Origin of the sequence: Anabaena sp. FACHB-1391 (genome assembly GCF_014696755.1) — a bacterium.
Classification (GTDB): Bacteria; Cyanobacteriota; Cyanobacteriia; order Cyanobacteriales; family Nostocaceae; genus Dolichospermum; species Dolichospermum planctonicum.
The window spans coordinates 1-21,433 of sequence record NZ_JACJQS010000053.1 but is presented as its reverse complement, the minus strand read 5'-3'; the positions used below and the strand labels follow the sequence as shown (position 1 = coordinate 21,433).

General features: G+C 38.9%; 20 protein-coding genes and 1 tRNA gene. 15 read left to right on the top strand and 6 right to left on the bottom strand.

The window, feature by feature from the left end; translation table 11 throughout:
• Positions 1–140 precede the first annotated feature (140 nt).
• From H6F62_RS18960 to H6F62_RS18945, 4 genes are all read right to left on the bottom strand, one after another.
• On the bottom strand, positions 141–779 hold the full coding sequence (locus H6F62_RS18960; RefSeq protein WP_190372712.1) for a Uma2 family endonuclease: 639 nt from the start codon (positions 777–779) through the stop codon (positions 141–143).
• A 2-nt stretch (positions 780–781) separates the two neighbouring features.
• Complete coding sequence (locus H6F62_RS18955; RefSeq protein ID WP_242026082.1) at positions 782–1,036, bottom strand: hypothetical protein; 255 nt, start codon at positions 1,034–1,036, stop codon at positions 782–784.
• Positions 1,037–1,042: 6 nt separating this feature from the next.
• Entirely contained in the window at positions 1,043–1,561 is a 519-nt protein-coding gene (locus H6F62_RS18950; RefSeq protein ID WP_162501205.1) for a type I restriction-modification enzyme R subunit C-terminal domain-containing protein, read from the bottom strand.
• Between the two features lie 10 nt (positions 1,562–1,571).
• Positions 1,572–1,645: transfer RNA gene (locus H6F62_RS18945), tRNA-Pro, on the bottom strand.
• A gap of 125 nt (positions 1,646–1,770) precedes the next feature.
• Here H6F62_RS18945 and lipA point away from each other — a divergent pair.
• The 4 genes from lipA to H6F62_RS18925 all read left to right on the top strand — a co-directional run bounded on the left by lipA (position 1,771) and on the right by H6F62_RS18925 (position 6,197).
• A complete protein-coding gene (gene lipA, locus H6F62_RS18940; protein ID WP_190372711.1) occupies positions 1,771–2,640 on the top strand; it encodes a lipoyl synthase in 870 nt (289 codons plus the stop codon).
• 54 nt (positions 2,641–2,694) lie between these two features.
• Positions 2,695–3,648 (top strand): NAD(P)H-dependent glycerol-3-phosphate dehydrogenase, encoded by a 954-nt coding sequence (locus H6F62_RS18935; RefSeq protein WP_137909083.1) that lies wholly within the window; start codon positions 2,695–2,697, stop codon positions 3,646–3,648.
• Between the two features lie 549 nt (positions 3,649–4,197).
• Positions 4,198–5,445, top strand: a complete 1,248-nt coding sequence (gene sigC / locus H6F62_RS18930; RefSeq protein ID WP_190372710.1) for an RNA polymerase sigma factor SigC — start codon at positions 4,198–4,200, stop codon at positions 5,443–5,445.
• A 296-nt stretch (positions 5,446–5,741) separates the two neighbouring features.
• Positions 5,742–6,197, top strand: coding sequence for a transcriptional repressor (locus H6F62_RS18925; protein ID WP_028084223.1), 456 nt, complete (start codon positions 5,742–5,744; stop codon positions 6,195–6,197).
• Between the two features lie 249 nt (positions 6,198–6,446).
• Here the strand turns inward: H6F62_RS18925 and cobN are convergent, their stop codons facing one another.
• Positions 6,447–10,151, bottom strand: a complete 3,705-nt coding sequence (gene cobN / locus H6F62_RS18920; RefSeq protein ID WP_190372709.1) for a cobaltochelatase subunit CobN — start codon at positions 10,149–10,151, stop codon at positions 6,447–6,449.
• Positions 10,152–10,496: 345 nt separating this feature from the next.
• Between cobN and H6F62_RS18915 the strand changes: the two genes are divergently transcribed.
• The 11 genes from H6F62_RS18915 (at position 10,497) to H6F62_RS18865 (ending at position 18,704) form a co-directional block, all read left to right on the top strand.
• A complete protein-coding gene (locus tag H6F62_RS18915) occupies positions 10,497–10,691 on the top strand; it encodes a hypothetical protein (protein ID WP_028090248.1) in 195 nt (64 codons plus the stop codon).
• Positions 10,692–11,015: 324 nt separating this feature from the next.
• A complete protein-coding gene (locus tag H6F62_RS18910; RefSeq protein ID WP_190372715.1) occupies positions 11,016–11,243 on the top strand; it encodes a hypothetical protein in 228 nt (75 codons plus the stop codon).
• A gap of 4 nt (positions 11,244–11,247) precedes the next feature.
• Positions 11,248–11,601 (top strand): type II toxin-antitoxin system VapC family toxin, encoded by a 354-nt coding sequence (locus tag H6F62_RS18905; protein WP_199306463.1) that lies wholly within the window; start codon positions 11,248–11,250, stop codon positions 11,599–11,601.
• A gap of 90 nt (positions 11,602–11,691) precedes the next feature.
• Positions 11,692–12,360 (top strand): N-acetylmannosamine-6-phosphate 2-epimerase, encoded by a 669-nt coding sequence (locus H6F62_RS18900; protein WP_190372708.1) that lies wholly within the window; start codon positions 11,692–11,694, stop codon positions 12,358–12,360.
• Between the two features lie 65 nt (positions 12,361–12,425).
• Entirely contained in the window at positions 12,426–14,489 is a 2,064-nt protein-coding gene (locus H6F62_RS18895; protein ID WP_190372707.1) for a serine/threonine-protein kinase, read from the top strand.
• Positions 14,490–14,596: 107 nt separating this feature from the next.
• Positions 14,597–15,710 (top strand): peptide chain release factor 2 gene (gene prfB / locus H6F62_RS18890; RefSeq protein ID WP_190372713.1). Its coding sequence is split into 2 segments (ribosomal slippage): positions 14,597–14,668 and positions 14,670–15,710, totalling 1,113 coding nucleotides; the frame shifts between segments, so codons are not numbered across the junction.
• 276 nt (positions 15,711–15,986) lie between these two features.
• The gene (locus H6F62_RS18885) at positions 15,987–16,142 is read left to right on the top strand and encodes a DUF3285 domain-containing protein (protein ID WP_071604830.1); all 156 of its coding nucleotides are present in this window, start codon (positions 15,987–15,989) and stop codon (positions 16,140–16,142) included.
• Between the two features lie 12 nt (positions 16,143–16,154).
• Entirely contained in the window at positions 16,155–16,655 is a 501-nt protein-coding gene (gene ybeY / locus H6F62_RS18880) for an rRNA maturation RNase YbeY (protein WP_137909090.1), read from the top strand.
• Positions 16,656–16,795: 140 nt separating this feature from the next.
• The gene (locus H6F62_RS18875) at positions 16,796–17,251 is read left to right on the top strand and encodes a diacylglycerol kinase family protein (protein WP_137909091.1); all 456 of its coding nucleotides are present in this window, start codon (positions 16,796–16,798) and stop codon (positions 17,249–17,251) included.
• Between the two features lie 85 nt (positions 17,252–17,336).
• Complete coding sequence (locus tag H6F62_RS18870) at positions 17,337–17,924, top strand: aminodeoxychorismate/anthranilate synthase component II (protein WP_137909092.1); 588 nt, start codon at positions 17,337–17,339, stop codon at positions 17,922–17,924.
• Positions 17,925–17,936: 12 nt separating this feature from the next.
• Positions 17,937–18,704, top strand: coding sequence for an MBL fold metallo-hydrolase (locus H6F62_RS18865; protein ID WP_137909093.1), 768 nt, complete (start codon positions 17,937–17,939; stop codon positions 18,702–18,704).
• Between the two features lie 729 nt (positions 18,705–19,433).
• Here H6F62_RS18865 and H6F62_RS18860 read toward each other — a convergent pair.
• Positions 19,434–21,433: cadherin domain-containing protein (locus H6F62_RS18860; RefSeq protein WP_190372706.1), on the bottom strand; the 2,000-nt coding region annotated here is incomplete at its 5' end.

Below are 21,433 nucleotides of genomic sequence, written 5' to 3'. Positions count from 1 at the left end.
TTTACTGTTTCTCAAATGCCTTTTTTCACTTTATATGTTTGTTTTGATGCTCTCTTTAATTTTTTCTCTACGTAATTTACCTCTGTGACAGTTTGGGGTGCGGAATGTGGGTTGTATATTTGTATATTCGTAGTGGCAATTCACGAATCGCCCCGACGGATGTCTTCACGGAACTTTGAGATTAAATCCTTTGGTTTTCCACCAGACAAAAGCAAACTTGCCAACAGAGTTAAATCTAAACCCGGTAAAAATTCACTTTTTAATATTTTCTCATACTTATCACCCCGGAGAAAATATAACGAAAATTGATGATTCTGCCAAAACCAAACTTCCGGTACACCCAAACCTTGATAAATTAATAAATCATCAATTCCCCCACTCGTCACAACCACCTCAATAGCCAAATCAGGAACAGATTTTTCAGAATCAAAACAATAACATTCATCCGGTTCAATACCTCTAGCGGCTGCTTCCCTTCTAAAAGTAGTTGAACCTAAAGGATAAAAATCAATATCTTTTTCTATAAAATAAGTTTCTAATAATAAAGCAATAATCTTTTTATCAAACTCATGACGACGACTAGGAGACATTATTTCTAAAGTACCTTCTAAATATTTAAAGCGATAATGAGAAATACTTTCAAATCGCTGTAACAGGCTCTCATATATATTCCAGTTAATCCCATTCATCAGTAAAATCTGGTCAGAATCAACATTATCTAATACTGATTGACTTGTTAATTCTTCCCAGCAACTCAACTTTTCTAGTAAACCTAACATTGTCACTGCTCCAAAATTGCTTTAATCTCAGACATAATTCCAGCAACCCGCCGATCTTTCTCTAGGATATCATTTACCAGTTGCTCAGGCGCTAAATGTTCAAAATCCGTCTGATTATTGGGATTTTTGCCGTCAAGATTATAAATTGCCCAGTAAATAGCGTCCCCTTTGGCCTTCTGTTCCTTAGCAATGTCGCGCTGATTTTGTTCCTCAGTTTGAAAATGTATATCTTTAATATATTCTTCCGTAAACATCATTAACTCCTATGCTGAATCAAGTAAACTTTGTAACTGATTTACCGCGTCCCTCAACTCCTGAACACCCCCAAACCGTTCAGCAATTTCAATTACATTACCATAATTAGCAAACTCCCGATTAGCCTTAAAAGTCGTGGTAATATTAAACTCCTCAACAGCCTTTTCAGCATACTTATCCAAAAGAATCTCTAAAATTGCCCTGGCTTCCTCCCCATATTGTTCAAAAAAGTCAGACTTACCACGACGCAACCTTTCAGCCCGTTGTTTGCAAGTCAACACCGGAGCATCAAAGGCTACATAACATAATAAATCAAAAGGATCAGCTTCGGAAAGATTAGTTACTGCTTTTAACTCATCAAAATCAATTCCCCTATCTGCCAGTAAATCAATAATTTCTGCCCGTTCTTCAGGAACAGCCCAGCGTTGTTGTATTTCTATAGTAGAACGATAGAGAGTCCTAACTTGTTCTCTGGTATAATCAATTAATTTAGACAAACGCAGTTGATTATCTTTGGCAAGTGACAATAACAGTAAATCGGGATGACTGGATTCGAACCAGCGGCCCCTTCGTCCCGAACGAAGTGCGCTACCAAGCTGCGCCACATCCCGCCATAGAAATGGTAATTTAGAACCATCATACCACAATTAGCAAAAAATAACAAATTTTTCTGCCGCCGGAGATGTCTTTGCTTGCTAGGATAAGACTTGTATAACTAAAATGGTAAAAGTAGACTGTGACTGTAAAACCAGACTGGTTGCGGGTAAAAGCACCTCAATGGGAGCGTGTTGGTAACGTTAAGGAGATTTTGCGGGATTTAGCCCTGAATACCGTTTGCGAAGAAGCTTCTTGTCCTAACATTGGTGAATGCTTCAATGCTGGTACTGCTACATTTTTGATTATGGGTCCTGCTTGCACCAGAGCTTGTCCTTACTGTGATATTGACTTTGAAAAAAAACCCCAGCCCTTAGATCCCACTGAACCTATAAGACTAGCGGAAGCAGTCAGCAGAATGCAGCTTAATCACGTCGTGATTACTTCCGTGAATCGAGATGATTTACCTGATGGTGGTGCGTCTCAATTTGTTAAATGTATTCATGCTATTCATGATATTTCACCTCATACTACCATAGAAGTATTAATTCCTGATTTATGCGGTAATTGGCAAGCTTTAGAGATAATTCTCCAAGCTAAACCAGAGGTACTGAACCACAATACAGAAACTATTTCCCGTTTATATCGTCGTGTGCGTCCCCAAGGTAATTATGAGCGGACTATGGAATTATTACAACGCTCCCGGCAAATTTCTCCTAAAACTTACACAAAATCTGGTATTATGGTCGGTTTAGGTGAAACAGACGCAGAAGTGCGTCAAGTTATGGAAGACCTCAGAAGGGTAGATTGTGATATTTTGACAATTGGGCAATATCTCCAACCTACTCAAAAACACTTGCAAGTATCTGATTTTATTACGCCAACACAGTTTGCAGCTTGGCAAACTTTTGGAGAAGAATTAGGATTTTTACAAGTTGTTTCTTCACCATTGACAAGAAGCTCCTATCATGCAGAGCAAGTCAGAGAATTAATGAAACGTTATCCAAGGTAACCCCTGGTGGTCGCTTCTTAACACCTATTCCCTATTCTCCATGAGTGAATCGAAGTGAGTCAAAGTGTAAAATCTGTCGTGATTCTTGGTGCTGGTGCTTGGGGTACAGCCCTGGCCAAATTAGCAGCAATTAATGGTAATCAGGTGCATTTATGGTCACGTCAGGGATCACAATCCTTAGTCAGTGTACTGGAAAATGCCCACATAGTCTTATCAGCTATTTCTATGCAAGGAGTAAGAGATGTAGCTTCTGTGGTACAATCTTCTCCTGTGTCTCCAGAGACAATCTTTGTCACCGCAACTAAAGGATTAGAACCCAAAACAACATACACACCTTCGCAAATTTGGCAAGAAATTTTTCCTAATCATCCCGTTGTTGTCTTATCAGGTCCGAATTTATCCCAGGAAATTGTCCGGGAATTACCAGCAGCAACCGTAGTAGCTAGTAAAAATATCAATGCCGCCCAAAGTGTACAATTAGTATTTTCTTCCAGTCGTTTTCGTGTTTATACTAATCCTGACCCTGTGGGAGTAGAATTAGGAGGAACGCTAAAAAATGTAATAGCGATCGCTGCTGGTGTATGTGATGGGCTAAACTTAGGAACAAATGCTAAAGCCGCTTTAGTCACCCGTGGCTTAACCGAAATAGTGCGAATTGGTAAGAATTTAGGCGCGAAAACGGAAACATTTTATGGTTTATCCGGTCTAGGAGACTTACTGGCTACCTGTAACAGCCCTTTAAGTCGCAATTATCAACTTGGTTATCAGTTAGCTCATGGAAAAACGCTCAAAGAAATTTTAGCGGGTCTTCCTGGAATAGCGGAAGGTGTAAACACTTGTCGGGTATTAATGGAAATTGCACAACAACGAAGTATTGCTATTCCTATTAGCGAACAAGTTTATCAACTACTGGAAGGAGAAGTTACACCTCAACAAGCATTAGATCAACTTATGTTACGAGATATTAAACCGGAATTTGATGATTTTCCCAAAGAACAAATGTGGTAAGTAAAGGTAAAATGCTTACAGAGTCAGGTCTGCAATGAAAATTAAATGATTACTGCTTTCAGTCCCGGAAAGAATTTGCCAAATTGTCAGGAAATTACGTTTTGAATGATGTAAATATGACCATGTAGTTTATAAACATCATGATCAAAAGTATGTTTTTGACACTATAATCAGTTAGAAAAATCACTGTAAATATCTCTAAAAATGGTAATTTTGACTAGTAGGTAACTTCTAATTGAAAGTTGGACTGAAAATTAGAATAGCTATTAGTTCCTGATGCTATTACAACGGAAAAAATCGTTAAAATATATTCTTTTCAGGCAGTCGAGTGCGGCAAAAATAACTATCAAGTTTAAAAAAGGTGCAAAAGCTGATAAATTAAGTTTTCTTCCTTTATGCCTACTTACACTAGTACAAAGTTTTGCCACTAATTGTACATCGAAGACTAAACTGTTTTATTTGATGAGAAATTACGGAATAGCAACCGTTGATTTGATCCTAATTTTAACTGCCCTTAATTTATTGTTACCTGGAGCAACTTGAGACATTATGCCAGCAACATCCGTTTATAAAAATACCGACTACGATAGCGAAAATCAAAGCGTACCTATGGATCTCGAAATCAGTAGTGATGAAAGTGAGTTATCCCTAGATGATTTACCAGATTTAGATATCCCTGTAGTTGAATCTGATTTACCCGCTCAAGTTAACCGCAACAGTACAGACCTAGTTCGTCTCTATCTGCAAGAAATTGGTCGAGTCCGGTTATTAGGAAAAGATGAAGAAGTTTCCGAAGCTCAAAAAGTACAGCGAAACTTACGGATGCGAGTAGTGCTTAGTTTAGCAGCCCAGGAGGGAGATGCAACAATTATCCCTTATTTGCGATTAATTGAAGTCCAGGAGCGTTTGGCTTCGGAGTTAGGACACCGCCCTTCTTTAGAACGGTGGGCGGCCACTGCGGGGATAAAATTATCCGATCTCAAACCCACCTTAGCAAATGGTAAGAGACGCTGGGCAGAAATCGCTCAGTTAACCGTGGAAGAACTAGAGCAAATTCAAAGTCAAGGACTACAAGCTAAATCCCAGATGATTAAAGCGAATTTGCGTTTGGTGGTATCTGTGGCGAAAAAATATCAAAATCGTGGTTTGGAATTGTTAGACTTAGTTCAAGAAGGGACTTTAGGTTTAGAACGAGCCGTTGAGAAATTTGACCCCACTAAAGGTTATCGTTTTAGTACCTATGCTTATTGGTGGATTCGTCAAGGAATTACCAGAGCGATCGCTACTTCTAGTCGTACCATTCGCCTTCCTGTCCATATTACCGAAAAACTGAACAAAATTAAAAAGGCGCAACGGAAAATTGCCCAAGAAAAAGGTCGCACACCTACTTTAGAAGACCTGGCAATTGAGTTAGATATGACACCAGCCCAAGTCCGGGAAGTGTTATTGAGAGTTCCTCGTTCTGTGTCTTTAGAAACCAAAGTAGGAAAAGATAAAGATACTGAATTGGGGGAATTGCTAGAAACTGATAACATTACCCCTGAAGAGACCTTAATGCGGGAATCTTTACATAAAGATTTGTATAGTCTTCTGGACGATTTAACCGACCGGGAGCGTGATGTTGTTTCCATGCGCTTCGGCTTGTCCGATGGTCATTCTTACTCTTTATCAGAAATTGGCCGAGCCCTTGACCTATCACGAGAAAGAGTGAGACAAATTGAATCAAAGGCTTTGCAGAAACTTCGTCAACCCAAGCGCCGTAACCTTGTCCGCGACTATCTAGAGTCTTTAAGTTAGAAAGTAATGGGTAATGGGTAATGGGTAGTTAATTTCTGTCACCTGTCCCCTGTCCCCTGTCCCCTGTCCCCTGTCCCCTGTCCCCTGTCACCTGTCCCCAGTTAAGAGTCCCCTGTCCCCTGTCCCCTGTCACCTGTCCCCTGTCCCCTGTCCCCTGTCACCTGTCCCCTGTCACCTGTCCCCAGTTAAGAGTCCCCTGTCAACTAGTAAATATTCTCAATAAGCAATGATTGTTGCAAATTGGGACAAAGATTTGTTATATTCTCAATTAATGAGCTTTGTTGAGAAAATTTAGTATGACTGTCTACACAACTGGTTCACTCAAAGCAGAACTAAACGACCGTGGTTGGCGTTTAACTCCACAGCGGGAAACAATTCTACATATTTTTCAAGAACTCCCCCAAGGTGAGCATTTAAGTGCAGAGGATCTCTATCATCGCTTAGAGACTGACGGTGAAGGTATTAGTTTATCAACTATCTACCGGACTTTAAAGTTAATGGCGAGAATGGGGATTTTGCGGGAGTTAGAATTGGGGGAAGGACATAAACATTATGAAATCAATCAACCTTATCCCCATCATCATCATCACCTCATTTGTGTGCGCTGTAACTCGACCATCGAGTTTAAAAATGACTCTATTTTAAAAATTGGGGGAAAAACAGCGCAAAAAGAAGGTTACCATTTATTAGATTGTCAAATGACCATTCATGCTGTATGCCCTAAGTGCCAAAGGGCATTAATGCCTATTTAGAAACTAAGGGAAGTGACAGGTTACAGGTTACAGGTTAGAGGTGACAGGTTACAGGTTACAGGTGACAGGTGCTACGCCACGGGGACAGGTTACAGGTGCTACGCCACGGGGACAGGTTACAGGTGACAGGTTACAGGTGACAGGTGACAGAAATTAACTACCAATTACCCATTACCAATTACCCATTACCCATTACCCATGACCCATTACCCATTACCAATTACCAATTACCCATTACCAATTGGTCAGTTATTTTTCTTCAATGGTGGCTTCTGCTTGATGGACTAAATTGCGGAGGTTTTCTAGTGTTTGTATAGCCACATTCTGCCATAAACCGCGCTGGTTTGCCTCTAGTAGTCTTTCCGCAATATCACGTAACGCCCAAGGGTTTTTGTTGTGAATAAATTCACAAACAGTGGCATCTTCTAAATATGCTTCAAAGACACCTTGATACATATAATCCTCCACACATTGGGCCGTAGCATCGTAAGCGAAAAGAAAATCTACCGTTGCGGCCATTTCAAATGCACCCTTATAACCGTGACGCATAACTCCAGCTATCCATTTAGGATTAACGACTCGCGTTCGGTACACCCTGGCAATTTCTGAACTCAGTTGGCGAATTTTGGGCTGGAGTGTATTGGAATTATCGCCAAAATAGGTTTCGGGATTTTTACCCTGAAGAGAACGCACAGCGGCGGTTAAACCACCTTGAAATTGATAATAATCATCAGAATCAAGTAAATCATGTTCGCGGTTATCTTGATTGTGGAGGACGATTTGCATTTGCTTTAAACGTTGTTCAAAAGCTTCCACATTCTTATTCCCTGTTTCCTGACCAGAAGAATAGGCGTAAGCGCTCCAATTTGTGTAAGCTTGAGCTAAATCCTCGTCATTTTGCCAATTTTGGGAAGCCATTAAACCTTGGAGTCCCGCCCCATAAGCGCCAGGTTGAGAACCAAAAACGCGATATTGCGATCGCTCTTGTGCTACATCTAAAGATAAACCCTGTTGAGTCCATTGTTCAGTTTCTTGACGAACCATATCTGCGAGGGGATTTTGATCAGGGGGTTCATTTAAAGCTGAAACCGCTTTTACAGCTTGATCAAATAAAGTGATTAAATTAGGAAAAGCATCCCGGAAAAAACCCGATATTCTCAGAGTAACATCCACACGGGGACGACCCACAACCGCCAAAGGTAATATTTCAAAATCTATCACCCGTCGCGCTACACCATCCCACACAGGTTTAACACCGAGTAAAGCTAAAGCCTCCGCTAAATCATCACCACCAGTCCGCATGGTAGCCGTACCCCAAACCGATAAAGCGAGAGTTTTAGGATATTCTCCATTTGCTTGGGTGTAGGTTTCAATCAGGGTTTCAGCCGCTTTTCTCCCAATATCCCAGGCCGTTTCCGTGGGAATGGCACGAATATCAACAGCGTAAAAGTTTTTACCTGTGGGCAGAACTTCGGGACGGCCGCGTGTCGGTGCGCCGGAAGCACCACTTTTAACGTATTTTCCGTCAAGTCCCCGGAGCAGGTTGGTGATTTCTTCACTAGTTTTTTGCAGGGACGGGAGGAGTTTGTCGCTAATCCAGTTTTGGTTTTCTGTTCCGGCTATGATTTTTTCTACTAAATGGGCGGCTTCTATTTCTAGGAGTTCAACGACATCCCCAATGATATGACAGGATTTAAGTCTCTCACAGAGGCGCAGATGCGCGGAGAGGGGGGTGGAAAGGTCGTCGGTGAGGGGATCTATGTCTAAACCCCATTGTTTGGCTATGGTGCGGGTAATACCTATAGAATAGCGGTTGGGGATGCGGGCGATCGCTACTATTAAATCTCTTAGTTGGGTTCCTTGGGGACATTGGCCGAATATGTGTAGGCCGTCGCGGATTTGGGCTTCTTTGAGTTCGCACAAGTAACCGTCTAGGGAGTTTAAGATTAAGGTTTCAAAGTTGGTGATGTCTTTGGGGTTGGTAATTCCTAAGTCTTTATATAGGTTTTCTTTGATGACTAATTCTTTGATGCGATCGCTAATTATTGCTAATCTGGAAGGATCTAAACTTTCGGCTTCGTAATATTCATCAATGAGGTTTTCTACTTGTTGCAATCCTCCATATAATTGCGCCCTTGTCATGGGCGGTGTTAAGTGATCAATAATTACTGCTTGGGCGCGTCTTTTAGCCTGTGAACCCTCACCAGGATCATTGACAATAAATGGATATAAATGGGGCATTGGTCCCAAGGCAATTTCTGGATAACAATTATTAGATAAGGCAACACTTTTACCCGGTAGCCATTCTAAGTTACCATGTTTTCCTAGATGAATTATCGCATCCGCAGCCAAAGATTCCCGCAGCCAATGATAAAAGGCTAAATAATTATGTGTTGGTTCTAAATCTGGTGCATGATAATTCAAACTCGGATCAAGATCATAACCTCTTGATGGTTGAACACCTACAAAAATATTACCAAATTTAATTCCCGAAATTGCCCAATTTTCAATTGTTTCTACTGCTCCCCACCGTTCAATAATTTCCTGTTGTATATTTGCAGGTAAAGTAGCAAAATATTTTTGATATTCGGCTGCTGAAAGACTTTGATTTATTGGTTTCCAGTCTCTTCCTTCGGGATCATTTGTAACACCAGATGTGAGAATTTGAATTAATTCCTCTCCAGTTTCGGGAATATTTCCTACTTCATAACCAGCTAATTTTAAAGCTTTGAGAATTTCCACACAACTGGCAGGACTGTCCAATCCTACGCCATTGGCCAGCCTTCCGTTGGTGTTGGGGTAATTTGCTAAAATTAAGGCTACTTGCCGTTCTGAGGGCATTTTTACCCGCAATCGTACCCAATTTGCAGCCAGTTGGGTGACAAATTCAATGCGATCGCTCAAGGGTTCATAAACTACAATATCGGTTTCTAATTTGTGATTTCGAGCTTGCAAAGTTTTGAAGGATACAGCCCTACTAATAATCCGTCCGTCTACTTCTGGTAAAGCCACATTTATAGCAATATCACGGGGTGTTAAACCTTGTGATTCTGATTCCCATTGTTCAATGGAACTAGCACAAAGAATTACTTGCAAAACCGGGACATCTAATTTTTCCCAAAGTTCAAGCGGTGTTTCTGTTTCTAATTGCGCTAGGGAAAAACTAGTGGTATTCATTAATAAACTAATATTTACCCCATCTTCATCTGTAAACCATGCACATAATTTATCACTTACACCCGGTTCACGCAATGAAGAGACAAAAACTGGTACAGGTTGTAAATTTTTCTCTAACAAAGCATTACACAAAGCATCAATAACTTTAGTATTTCCTGATAAATAATGAGCGCGATAAAACAAAATCCCAACTTTAGGCTGAATTGGTAAAAGTTCTTTTTTTTCTTCTTTCCACTCATACAAACCCACACGGGGAACAGGTTGTGGAGGTAGAGGATTAAATTCTGTTAATAAAGCCGTATCAGCGATAAATTTTAAAGCATTGAGGAAATTTTCTGTACCACCTTCTTGAAAATATTGCCAGATTTTCTGGACAATTTCTGGAGCAATTGTAGATTTAGAGATTAAATCAAGATCAAGTCCGTCATCTCCTGGCATTATAATTAAGGTTGTACCATTACGTTCTCCAATTTCCTGTATAACTTCTAGACCATAATTCCAATAAGAACTTCCACCAATAAGACGCAGAACAATTACTTGCGCTGATTCTAATACTTGTTCGCTATAATCATCTATACTTACTTGTTGTTGTAGTTGTAATAAATTAGCGACTCGAATTTCTGGAAATTCATCAGGTAATTTAGAAACTACAGTTCCTAGAGTTTGAATATCAGTATCTGCTGCTGTAATCAATACAAATGGTGCTATAGTTTGTTCTAAGAAAAATAAACCCTCCGACTGATTCCAGCCTCCAGCAGTAGCATTTATACGGTGCATAATTGGTGATTAATAATGACATAACATTTATTGTAGGTTGGGTTGTTCGCGTTAGCGTTGCAAAGCAATGGGAACAAAACCCAACACCCCCTACTATTGTACTAGATAGCGTTTCCACAAATCCTGAGGTGGGATATGGTAATATTATAAGAGTTTCCTTGGTATCAGCAGATTTTCAGAGAAGGTGAAAAACGGGGTGAAAGACGAGCTATACTGTCATCCATGGAAATTAGATAAAATTATTAGAATCGCACTTTAACTAAGTGATTTATCTATGGTATAATTACCATAGTCTGGAATAATTATCACGGTATTTCCATATCAGTCTGAAAACCTTGTTATCTTATGACTTTTAACGAAAATTCTAGGGTAAAACTGCCATCAATTCTACATTTACAGCGATTAAGTTATGAATACTTATCGCTAAAAAATGCGGTTTATAATTCAGAAAATAATATTTTTACAGATATTTTTAAACAAACCCAATTAAGAGATTGGTTGCTTCCCATGTTAATGAACGGACAAATTACCATTAAATAACTGAAATTGCTAGTTATCTAGTTAAAGCTGATAATAGGTAATTAGTGATAAAATCCCTGTTTTCATCCTGTATATCCTGATTCTGACAGTTTACCTAACTAATAACTTACGTTAAATATAAATTTTCAACCATACAACATTTAGATAGTTGAGATTGTGCCAGTAAAATTAAGGAATTAACGAAAATTTCGAGTTTACAAATTAGGCTTTTTACGTTAGCATTAAATGAGGCAATAAATAAATTCACTGTCAGGTCACAGATGCTATAATTGTATTCTTCTGTGAAGAATTAAGAATTAAACCGCCGTTTTAATGGAGGATTTTATGCAAGTTAAAATTGAGTTACCTGATGAATTGGGAAAACAACTTTTGGAAATGCCTGATATGCAGCTATTAGTACAGAAAGCTGTGGAAAAAATGTTATTAGAAGAGCAACAAAAACAATCATCTCAATTATTAGTTGATATAGTTAATGATTTGCCTGAATTTCCAACTTTCAAAAATCAAGATCCGTTAAATTTACAAAGAGCATTACGCGATGAATGGGATTAAGTATTTGTTAGATACAAATATCGTGATTGGTTTGCTTCAACGCGATTTAATAATTTTGGATATTTTAAACGATAGGCAAATTCAAATTGGTGAATGTGCTTATAGTGCAATAACTCCCATGGAGTTATTGAGTTTTCCATCTATAACACCCACAGAAAAAGAAGCTATTGTATTTTTATTAAGTCGTATGACATATTTAACAATTACACCAGCAATTGAAAATGAGACTATCAATTTTAGATATACTCACAAAACGAAACTGCCTGATTCTATTATTGCTGCAACTACCAAGTATCATGGACTTGAGTTAATAACCTTAGATAAGAAGTTAGCAAATAAGCTTAAATTAGATAACTGACAGCATTACATGATATTCATCTTAATAAACATTAATCTTTTTAGCACATCCTCCTAATCACCCAAGTTAACTTACAATCAAAAATAAAACATGACTAACTTACCAAAAGGATTAATCGTTTCCTGTCAAGCACCCATAAACTCCCCATTACATGATCCTTATGTAATTTCTGCAATGGCACAAGCAGCAGTGAATAATGGGGCTATAGGAGTGAGAATTGACACACCTATTCATATCCAAGCGGTGCGGAAAAAAGTCCAAGTTCCCATTATCGGACTTTGGAAACAAGTAATAACTGGTTCTGATGTATATATTACACCACAATTTCATCACGCTGTGGCCGTAGCAGCAGCAGGTGCTGATATTATAGCTATAGATGCTACTACTAGATATCGTCCCGGTGATGAAAAGTTAACAAATATTATTAATTTGATTCATGATCAACTAAATAAGCCGGTTATGGCAGATGTAGATACATATCAAGCAGCACAATTAGCTGTTAATGCAGGTGCGGATATTGTGGGAACTACTCTTTTTGGCTACACTGGGGAAACTCAAGACTTTTCTCCTCCTGGTTGGGAATTACTGACTAAAATAGTAGAAAATCTTGACACTTTTGTGATTTGTGAGGGTGGTATTTCTTCACCACAAATGGCCAAAAAAGCCTTAGATTTAGGCTCTAATGCTGTTGTTGTGGGTGGAGCAATTACCGGCATTGATTTGTTAGTTAAAGCTTATAATTTGGCATTGGAAAATTAAAATCTTCTCATTTTTCTGTGGCAAAATAGTCATAATATAACATATTATTCAAATAGGCTCATAAAATGCTAGGAAACACCCTTGTGGGCAGATACCAAATTACCAATTACCTGGGAGGTGGCGGATTTGGCGAAACTTATGTTGCTAATGATACGCATTTACCCGGTTTACCGCATTGTGTAGTTAAGAAACTTAAACCTCAGTCTAGTGATATTGCTACTTTGGAAATAGCCAGAAGGTTGTTTGACACAGAAGCCCAAGTTTTATATAAATTAGGGACTCATGACCGCATTCCCCAACTTTTAGCTTACTTTGAAGAAAATGCCGAATTTTATCTGGTGCAAGAACTTATTGTAGGTAATAACCTTAGTCAAGAATTAAGACCAGGTACAATTTTTACTGAAAATCAGGTAATTTCCCTAGTACAAGAAATTTTAGAAATTTTGGATTTTGTACATCAACAAAAAGTAATTCATCGTGATGTTAACCCTCGGAATATTCTGAGACGACAACAAGATGGTAAACTAATTTTAATTGATTTTGGTGCAGTTAAACAAATTACGACTAAATTAGTAAATTCCCCGGATACTACTAAATCTACTGTCGCTATTGGCACACCAGGTTATACTCCTGGAGAACAGGCACAAGGAACACCCAAATTTAGTAGTGATATCTATGCTTTGGGAATTATTGCTATTCAAGCTTTAACAGGATTATCCCCTGAACAATTAGAAAAAGATCCCGAAACTAATGAAATTATTTGGCAAAATTCCGCCACGGTATCCCCAGAATTTGCTCAATTTTTAAATCAAATGGTATGTTATGATTTTCGACAACGTTATGCCTCTGCGACAATAGCATTACAAGCTTTACAAAATTTGCATAAAAATACATCGGAAACAATAGTTTTTTCTCCCGCAACTTTACCAAATCAAGTTAAAAATTCTCAAGTTAAAAAAGGGATATTCTGGAAATTACCCTTGGGGATATTTGTGTTAGTTATTGGTGCTGTAGGTGGAATATTTATAATTAATCGCCTGAATAATAAAAATGCTATAGAATTATATCATCAGGCAAATACTCTGCTGCAATTACAACGCTATCAAGAGGCTTTAACAATTTATGAAAAAGCCGGAGATATTAAACCTGATTATCCTCAAGCTTGGTATGGTCAAGGTCAAGCATTATTTCAACTAAAGAAATATGAACAAGCTTTAATAGTCTATGATAAAGCTATTCAACTTCAACCTGATTATTTAGAAGCTTGGAATAATCGCGGGTTGGTTTTAGTAAATCTCAAACGTTATTCAGAAGCACTTGCCACTTTTGATAAAGCTTTAGAACTCAAAAATGATGCTCCTCAAGTTTGGCAAGCTAAAGGGGATGTTTTTATAAAAATTAATAACTATAATAATGCAGTTAAGGCTTATGAACAAGCAATTAATTTACAACCTGATAATTCTGAATTATGGTACAAAAAAGGATTGGCATTACAAAATCTTAAACAGTATGAGGAAGCAATTACAGCTTACAAAAAAACCATAGAATTAAAACCAGATCATGAATTAGCTTTGTATAATTTAGGTAATTGTTCGGTGAATTTAAATCGTTATGAATTTGCTCTGCAAGCTTATGATCAGGTGCTACAATACAATCAGGGTAACTTTGCCGCTTTGTTATCAAAAAGTAATGTATTGATGACATTACGTAGATATCCAGAGGCCATTGATTCTTTTAACCAAGTGATTAAATCCAATCCTCGACGGTATCAAGTATGGTATAATCGGGGTTGGGCATTACATCAAGTTAAACGCTATCCAGAAGCCATAGAATCTTATAAAAAAGCTGTTTCCTTAAAGGGAAATGATTATTTACTGTGGTATAATCTGGGAAATACACAATATAGTTTGCAAAAATATCCAGAAGCGATCGCATCCTATAATAAAGCTATCCGTTATAAACCAAATCATTATGAAAGTTGGTATAGTCGCGGCAATGCGCTATTAAATATGCAACAATACAAAGAGGCGATCGCATCCTACGATAAAGCTATAGAATATAAACCAGACTACCAACAAGCTATAGAAGCCCGCACAAAAGCCCAAAATGCCCTAACCCAAAATCTATGATAAAATTGTAAACCCTTCTTTCTTCTGACCAAAATCCAGTAGAATATGAAATGCCAGTTATCCAATTAACTGAGAAAGATATCACATCCCTGCCAGTAGCCAAAATTATGGACGTATTAGAACTAAAACGCGAAATCGAAACATTGTCTAGCCGCCTGGGTAAAACCCAGGACTATCTTTGACGTACCCGCACTCCAAGCCAAAATTCACGACTTAGAACAAATTTCCGCCCAAACAGAATTTTGGGAAGACCAAACCCAAGCCCAAAACACCCTACAAGAACTCAATGATCTAAAATCCCATTTAGAGCAATATTACCAGTGGCATTCCCATTTAGACGATACTAGGGTAGTTGTTGAACTATTGGAACTAGAAACAGACACAGCGCTATTGCAAGAAGCCGAGTCTACCATTAACAAACTCAATCATGATCTAGATCAATGGGAATTACAACAACTACTTTCTGGACCCTACGACGATAAAAGTGCAGTCCTAACAATTAACGCTGGTGCAGGTGGTACAGACGCGCAAGACTGGGCATTTATGTTAATGCGGATGTATACCCGTTGGGGAGAAGATCATGGTTATAAAGTTACCTTAGCAGAAGAATCCGAAGGTGACGAAGCGGGTATTAAATCCGCCACCCTAGAAATAACCGGACGCTACGCCTATGGTTATTTGCGTTCTGAAATGGGTACTCATCGCTTAGTACGAATTTCTCCCTTTAATGCTAACGGTAAACGACAAACCAGTTTTGCGGGAGTTGAAGTGATGCCACAAATAGATAATACCGTCAAATTAGACATTCCCGAAAAAGATTTAGAAATTACCACCACCCGTTCTGGTGGTAAAGGTGGACAAAACGTCAACAAAGTAGAAACCGCAGTCCGCATAGTTCACATTCCCACAGGGATAGCAGTCCGTTGTACAGAAGAACGGTCACAACTGCAAAACAAAGAAAAAGCCCTAGCCCGTCTCAAAGCTAAACTACTAATTATAGCCAAAGAACAACGCGCCCAAGAAATAGCGGAAATTCGCGGTGATATGGTAGAAGCCTCCTGGGGTAATCAAATCCGTAACTATGTATTTCATCCTTATCAGATGGTTAAAGACCTGCGTACAAACGTAGAAACAACAGCCATTACCGACATCATGAATGGTGAGATTGATATGTTTATCCAAGCCTATTTAAGACAAGAAAATCAGATAGTAGAAGCTTAGGGAAAGCAGGGGACGCTTAGTTATACTATCAGAATCAGGATAGCCAGCGATTAAAAATAGCAATCCTCTTTTTGGGAACGAACCACAGAGGACACAGAGAACCCAGAGGTAGAGAGAAAAAAAGAGGTATTTACGTCTTGTTGAGAATTGCTATATATGAGGATTGTCTAATTTAGCTGTGTAATAGCTTAATTTAGGTTAATAGTCTGCACTCCCGACTCCTAATTTCCCCGTAACCTGTTAAAGTAATAAAGGAAATTATTGGAGAAATTAACTATGGACAAGTCCCCTACTAAAGAACCCCAACCCAGCTATGTTAAGCTGGCCATGCGGAACATGGTTAGAAAAGGCGGTACTTCCCTCAAACACTTCGCGTTAACTGCTGTAGGACTATTATCTGTCCTCGTTGGTTTAGCGTATCTGACCCGCTAAGGGGGAAAAATTGTGCCTTTACCAGTGGAATTATATTTAGAAAATTGTCTTGACGACTTTTCCCTAATTCCTCCCGAAACTTGGGAAAATTGGTTTCAGGAGTGGTTAGAAATTCTTAATGATTATCTACCAACTGCACTTAGTTATGAAGTTAGTTTGCGGTTGACAACTGATACAGAAATTCAAACCCTCAATTCCCAATACCGTGAACAGGATAAACCTACAGACGTTTTAGCCTTTGCATCTCTAGAAGCAAATTTACCACAAAGCGAGGAAATGCTCAGATCTATGCCCTTGTATTTAGGTGATATTATTGTTTCTGTAGATACAGCACAGCGACAAGCACAACAGCAGGAACATAGCTTATCCACAGAATTAGCCTGGTTAACGGCTCATGGTTTATTGCATTTGTTAGGATGGGATCATCCTGATGAACAGAGTTTGATGGAAATGCTACAGCAACAAGTTATCTTACTTGAGAAGATAGGTATGATTATTAACTTAGAGGTATAGTATATGTATATTTAAAATTAAGAATCTTAGTGATTGCTTCATAGTGTCGCTATTTAAAATAGCCTACAATTGCTTCAAAGTTGATCCGGCTATGAAAATCGGTAGATTCTTACTCTGTCATATATCATATTTTTTTATCTATGTCCCCAAAACTTTCGTCATCACCAACAAGTAACAGCTTACCACCGCTTGTGTCTAAAGACAGGGAACTTTCCTGGCAAATTGCCTCTAATTTATTTGTTAGTTTTAAGTACGCTTGGGCTGGAATTATCTATGGTTTTCAGACCCAGCGTAATTTTCGCATTCATTTAGCCGTCTGCGCCTTGGCTATTAGTTTGAGTCTATTCTTACGTCTAGAAACAGTGGAAATAGCTATAATTGCTGTTACCAGTGGGTTAGTTTTGACCTTAGAGTTAATGAATACGGCCATTGAGTCTATTGTAGACTTAACCGTCAAACAATCCTACCATGAATTGGCAAAAATTGCTAAAGACTGTGCGGCTGGGGCTGTACTTGTAGCAGCTTTAGTAGCATTATTAGTCGCAACTATACTATTATTGCCTCCTTTAGCGACTTTAATCCTGTCCAATTTCTAGATAGCGGGTTGTAATAGAGACGTTTCTAGGAAACGTCTTGAATATTTTCAAATATTTTCAAGAAAAATGAAATTAGGCAAAAATTGTGATATTAGTTATTGATAATTACGACAGCTTTACGTATAATTTAGTGCAGTATTTCGGAGAACTAGCCACAGATTTCTCTGTAGCCAATGATATCCAAATCGTGCGAAATGATAAGATGACTGTAGATGAAATTAAAACCTTAAACCCAGACGCAATAGTCATTTCCCCCGGTCCTGGTCGTCCAGAAGATGCGGGAATTTCCTTAGATGCGATCGCTCAATTTGGCGAAAAATTACCGATTTTAGGGGTGTGTTTAGGACATCAAAGTATTGGTCAGGTCTTCGGTGGTAAAATAGTTTCTGCACCAGAATTAATGCACGGAAAAACCTCCCAGGTATCACACCAAGGAATAGGAATTTTTCAAGGGTTAGAAAATCCCTTCACCGCCACCAGGTATCATAGTTTAGTAATTGAGCGGGAAACCTGTCCAGAAGTATTGGAAATTACTGCTTGGGTAGAAGATGGTACAATTATGGGTGTCAGACACCGGAACTATCCTCACATTCAAGGAGTCCAATTTCATCCAGAAAGTGTTTTAACTTCCTTGGGTAAGGAATTGCTGAGAAATTTTCTGCGAACCTTGTAAACGGAAAAACAGATGAAAAGACGACAGTTGATAGGCTATACTGGGGCGGGTTTAATAACCTCTGTAATGACTAACTTAGGTCTGCCAGTTTCAGTAAAGGCTCAGTCTAGCGGTGTATCAATTCATTGGTTAGGACATACTTGCTTTTTATTCACCACTGGAAATGTCAAAATTCTGATTAATCCCTTTCGGACATTGGGCTGTACAGCTAAGTATCGTCCCCCAAAGGTCGCGGCAGATTTGGTATTAATTAGTAGTCAATTATTAGATGAAGGTTATGTAAAAGAACTACCGGGAAATCCCAAATTAGTTTATCAACCGGGGGTTTACGAATTTAGGGGTGTTAATTTTCAGGGAATTACCACAGACCATGATCGTCACAATGGAAAACGATTCGGGAAAAATCTGGCTTGGAAATTCACCATAGCAGGACTTAATTTACTGCATTTAGGGGGCTGTGCTGCACCCCTGACCCTAGAACAAAAAATCCTCATGGGTCGTCCCGATGTATTATTTATTCCCGTAGGTGGTAGTGCTAAAGCTTACAATGCTCAAGAAGCAAAAGCAGCCATTACCGTCTTAAATCCTCAGTTAGTTATTCCCACCCATTACCGCACTCCAGCCGCTGATACAAACCAGTGTGACATCACCCCAGTAGATGATTTTTTGACTTTAATGCAGGGTGTTAATATCCGCCGAAGTAATAGTGACTCTATAGTAATTAACTCCCAGAATTTACCGAAAAATACGGAAATTCAGGTTTTGAGTTATAAATTTTGATATCACGAATTGAGATCCCTCCTGGAAGAAATCAGGAATCTAATAGCAGATTTCAAACTCATACAGCAGTTCCCGATATTATGAAGTACAGATATTAATAATAAAACTCTTGTGGTGCGGGCATCTGGCCTGCACCAGATGTACCTCACTCAAAGCTACTTGCTGTATGAAGTACAGATATTAATAATAAAACTCTCGTGGTGCGGGCATCTTGCCTGCACCAGGTGTACCTCACTCAAAGCTACTTGCTGTATGAAGTACAGATATTAATAATAAAACTCTCGTGGTGCGGGCATCTTGCCTGCACCAGGTGTACCTCACTCAAAGCTACTTGCTGTATGAAGTACAGATATTAATAATAAAACTCTCGTGGTGCGGGCATCTTGCCTGCACCAGGTGTACCTCACTCAAAGCTACTTGCTGTATGAAGTACAGATATTAATAATAAAACTCTCGTGGTGCGGGCATCTTGCCTGCACCAGGTGTACCTCACTCAAAGCTACTTGCTGTAAGATACAGGACTTACGCAACTGGCACATTGGTAGGGTGCTTTGCTACTGCATACCAGCAAATAAACAGATTGTTGATATCTGACGCACCCTACAACAGATTTTTGGTGTGACACTTGCGTAAGTCCTAAGATACAAAAATACCCCACCCTCCCCAAATCAGGAGAAGGTCAGGGGTGTACATCATAAACCTAAAATAGGCTGTAATAGCTTATTTTACCTATACCGTCAAGTTGACCTTAACAATAACATCATTAAAGTCCTTGTCACCACCACCCGTTAGGTCTTCAAAACCAAAGGTATTATCACCTAAAAGCCGCACATGATCAACACCATCTGAGTTAGCAGCGCCGAAGGTGAAGTAAATCCTGGAGTTGATATTGTCGTAATTATCGGGTGTACCACCATTAGTGATAATAAATGGCGCAAAGACAGAACCACCTTGAAGAGTCTTATTGTTAAAAGTCGCAGTTCCGTTGTTATTGACAGCCAAAGCAAGGTCAGAAACACGCCCCCTAACAGCGGCTTGAGCATAACCAGCTTGTTCTGGGAGGATATCAGCACTACCATCTCCATTGGTATCAATACCTCCATTCTCATCAGCGACTTTATAAAAACCAACGAAGTTGTTATAAGCGGCTTCTCGGTTGACAACAAAGTCAGCTTTTACCGGACCATTGATACCCCGCAAATCTAGTAATTCTCCTTGGGGTTTGTTTTGCAGACTTGTAACCTGGCTTATAACTGTATCAGTTGGGATAATATCAGTTGGGGTAATTGTTACCTGCAAATCTTCAAACCCAGCTGTATTACCAGAACCATCTTCCCAAGCCAGGGAGAAGCCATTTCCTAAAGTAGTAGTCCTAACATTAGAAGAAATATCAAAGAGGACATTAGTTTTGGGAGTGGTATTGTTGAGTACAGAATCCGTTGAACCATCCTTAACCAAATAGAATCTCAAATTACTATTAGAATTTAATTCTAACAACCTGCTGAGACTAGATTGATTAAATCCAACGGGAGAATTACCAAGGAGAGAGAAAATTACCTGACCACGTTGTAACGCCTTATCGGTATAACCTGCTGCACCCGGTGCAATACCATCTATTGTACCATTGGCATCATCAACAGTAAATACTCCTAGCTCACTATTGAGTTTAGAGTTGTATCCTGTTAATTTAACTTCCAGTCTTTCGTTACTGTCACCTTTTAAAACGAAAGTATTACCACTACTAGGTCTATTTAATGTGGGAGCTTCAGGAACGTTAGTTACACCAATGGTTAATTGTCTCTCAAAAGATAACCCATTTTGGTCTGTGGTTTTGACTCTAATGCTGTAACTGTTTTTGGTTTCAAAGTCAAAGACGGAGTTGGTTTTAAGTTGATTTCCAGTAATGGTAAATAAACTATTATCCGTTGCACCATCCCCAGTGACTAAACTATAGGTAAAGGTGTTTCCTGTATCTGGGTCAGTGCTGCTGAGATTACCAACCACTGTACCAATGGGTTTACCTTCATCAATTGTAGTGGTGTCAGTGTTGTTGTCATAAGATAAATCAGTGGGTGCTTCGTTAATGTCGTTAACGTTAATATTTAATTGTCTCTCAAAAGATAACCCATTTTGGTCTGTGGTTTTAACTCTAATGCTGTAAATTGTTTGGGTTTCAAAGTCAAATACAGTATTAGCTATGAGTTGATTATCAACAATACTAAATAAACTGTTTTCCGTGTCACCTGTTCCGGTGACTAAACTATAGGTAAAGGTGTTTCTTGTATCTGGGTCTATGCTGATGAGATTACCAATTACACCATCTGTTTGACCTTCATCAATTGCGGTGTTGTCAAGCAACAAATCAGTGGGTGCTTCGTTAATGTCGTTAACGTTAATATTTAATTGTTTCTCAAAAGATAACCCATTTTGGTCTGTGGTTTTAACTCTAATGCTGTAAATTGTTTGGGTTTCAAAGTCAAATACAGCGTTGGTTTTAAGTTGGTTATTGGTAATAGTAAATAAACTATTATCCGTTGCACCTGTTCCGGTGACTAAACTATAGGTAAAGGTGTTTCTTGTATCTGGGTCTATGCTGATGAGATTACCAATTACACCATCTGTTTGACCTTCATCAATTGCGGTGTTGTCAAGCAACAAATCAGTGGGTGCTTCGTTAATGTCGTTAACGTTAATATTTAATTGTTTCTCAAAAGATAACCCATTTTGGT

What these genes read in the sequence shown, in the direction of transcription:
- H6F62_RS18925 (WP_028084223.1), top strand. Translation starts at nt 5,742, where the DNA reads ATGACTGTCTACACAACTGGTTCACTCAAAGCAGAACTAAACGACCGT.
- cobN (WP_190372709.1), bottom strand. Translation starts at nt 10,151, where the DNA reads ATGCACCGTATAAATGCTACTGCTGGAGGCTGGAATCAGTCGGAGGGT.
- H6F62_RS18960 (WP_190372712.1), bottom strand. Translation starts at nt 779, where the DNA reads ATGTTAGGTTTACTAGAAAAGTTGAGTTGCTGGGAAGAATTAACAAGT.
- H6F62_RS18955 (WP_242026082.1), bottom strand. Translation starts at nt 1,036, where the DNA reads ATGATGTTTACGGAAGAATATATTAAAGATATACATTTTCAAACTGAG.
- H6F62_RS18915 (WP_028090248.1), top strand. Translation starts at nt 10,497, where the DNA reads ATGACTTTTAACGAAAATTCTAGGGTAAAACTGCCATCAATTCTACAT.
- H6F62_RS18895 (WP_190372707.1), top strand. Translation starts at nt 12,426, where the DNA reads ATGCTAGGAAACACCCTTGTGGGCAGATACCAAATTACCAATTACCTG.
- H6F62_RS18865 (WP_137909093.1), top strand. Translation starts at nt 17,937, where the DNA reads ATGAAAAGACGACAGTTGATAGGCTATACTGGGGCGGGTTTAATAACC.
- H6F62_RS18910 (WP_190372715.1), top strand. Translation starts at nt 11,016, where the DNA reads ATGCAAGTTAAAATTGAGTTACCTGATGAATTGGGAAAACAACTTTTG.
- H6F62_RS18885 (WP_071604830.1), top strand. Translation starts at nt 15,987, where the DNA reads ATGGACAAGTCCCCTACTAAAGAACCCCAACCCAGCTATGTTAAGCTG.
- H6F62_RS18875 (WP_137909091.1), top strand. Translation starts at nt 16,796, where the DNA reads ATGTCCCCAAAACTTTCGTCATCACCAACAAGTAACAGCTTACCACCG.
- H6F62_RS18900 (WP_190372708.1), top strand. Translation starts at nt 11,692, where the DNA reads ATGACTAACTTACCAAAAGGATTAATCGTTTCCTGTCAAGCACCCATA.
- sigC (WP_190372710.1), top strand. Translation starts at nt 4,198, where the DNA reads ATGCCAGCAACATCCGTTTATAAAAATACCGACTACGATAGCGAAAAT.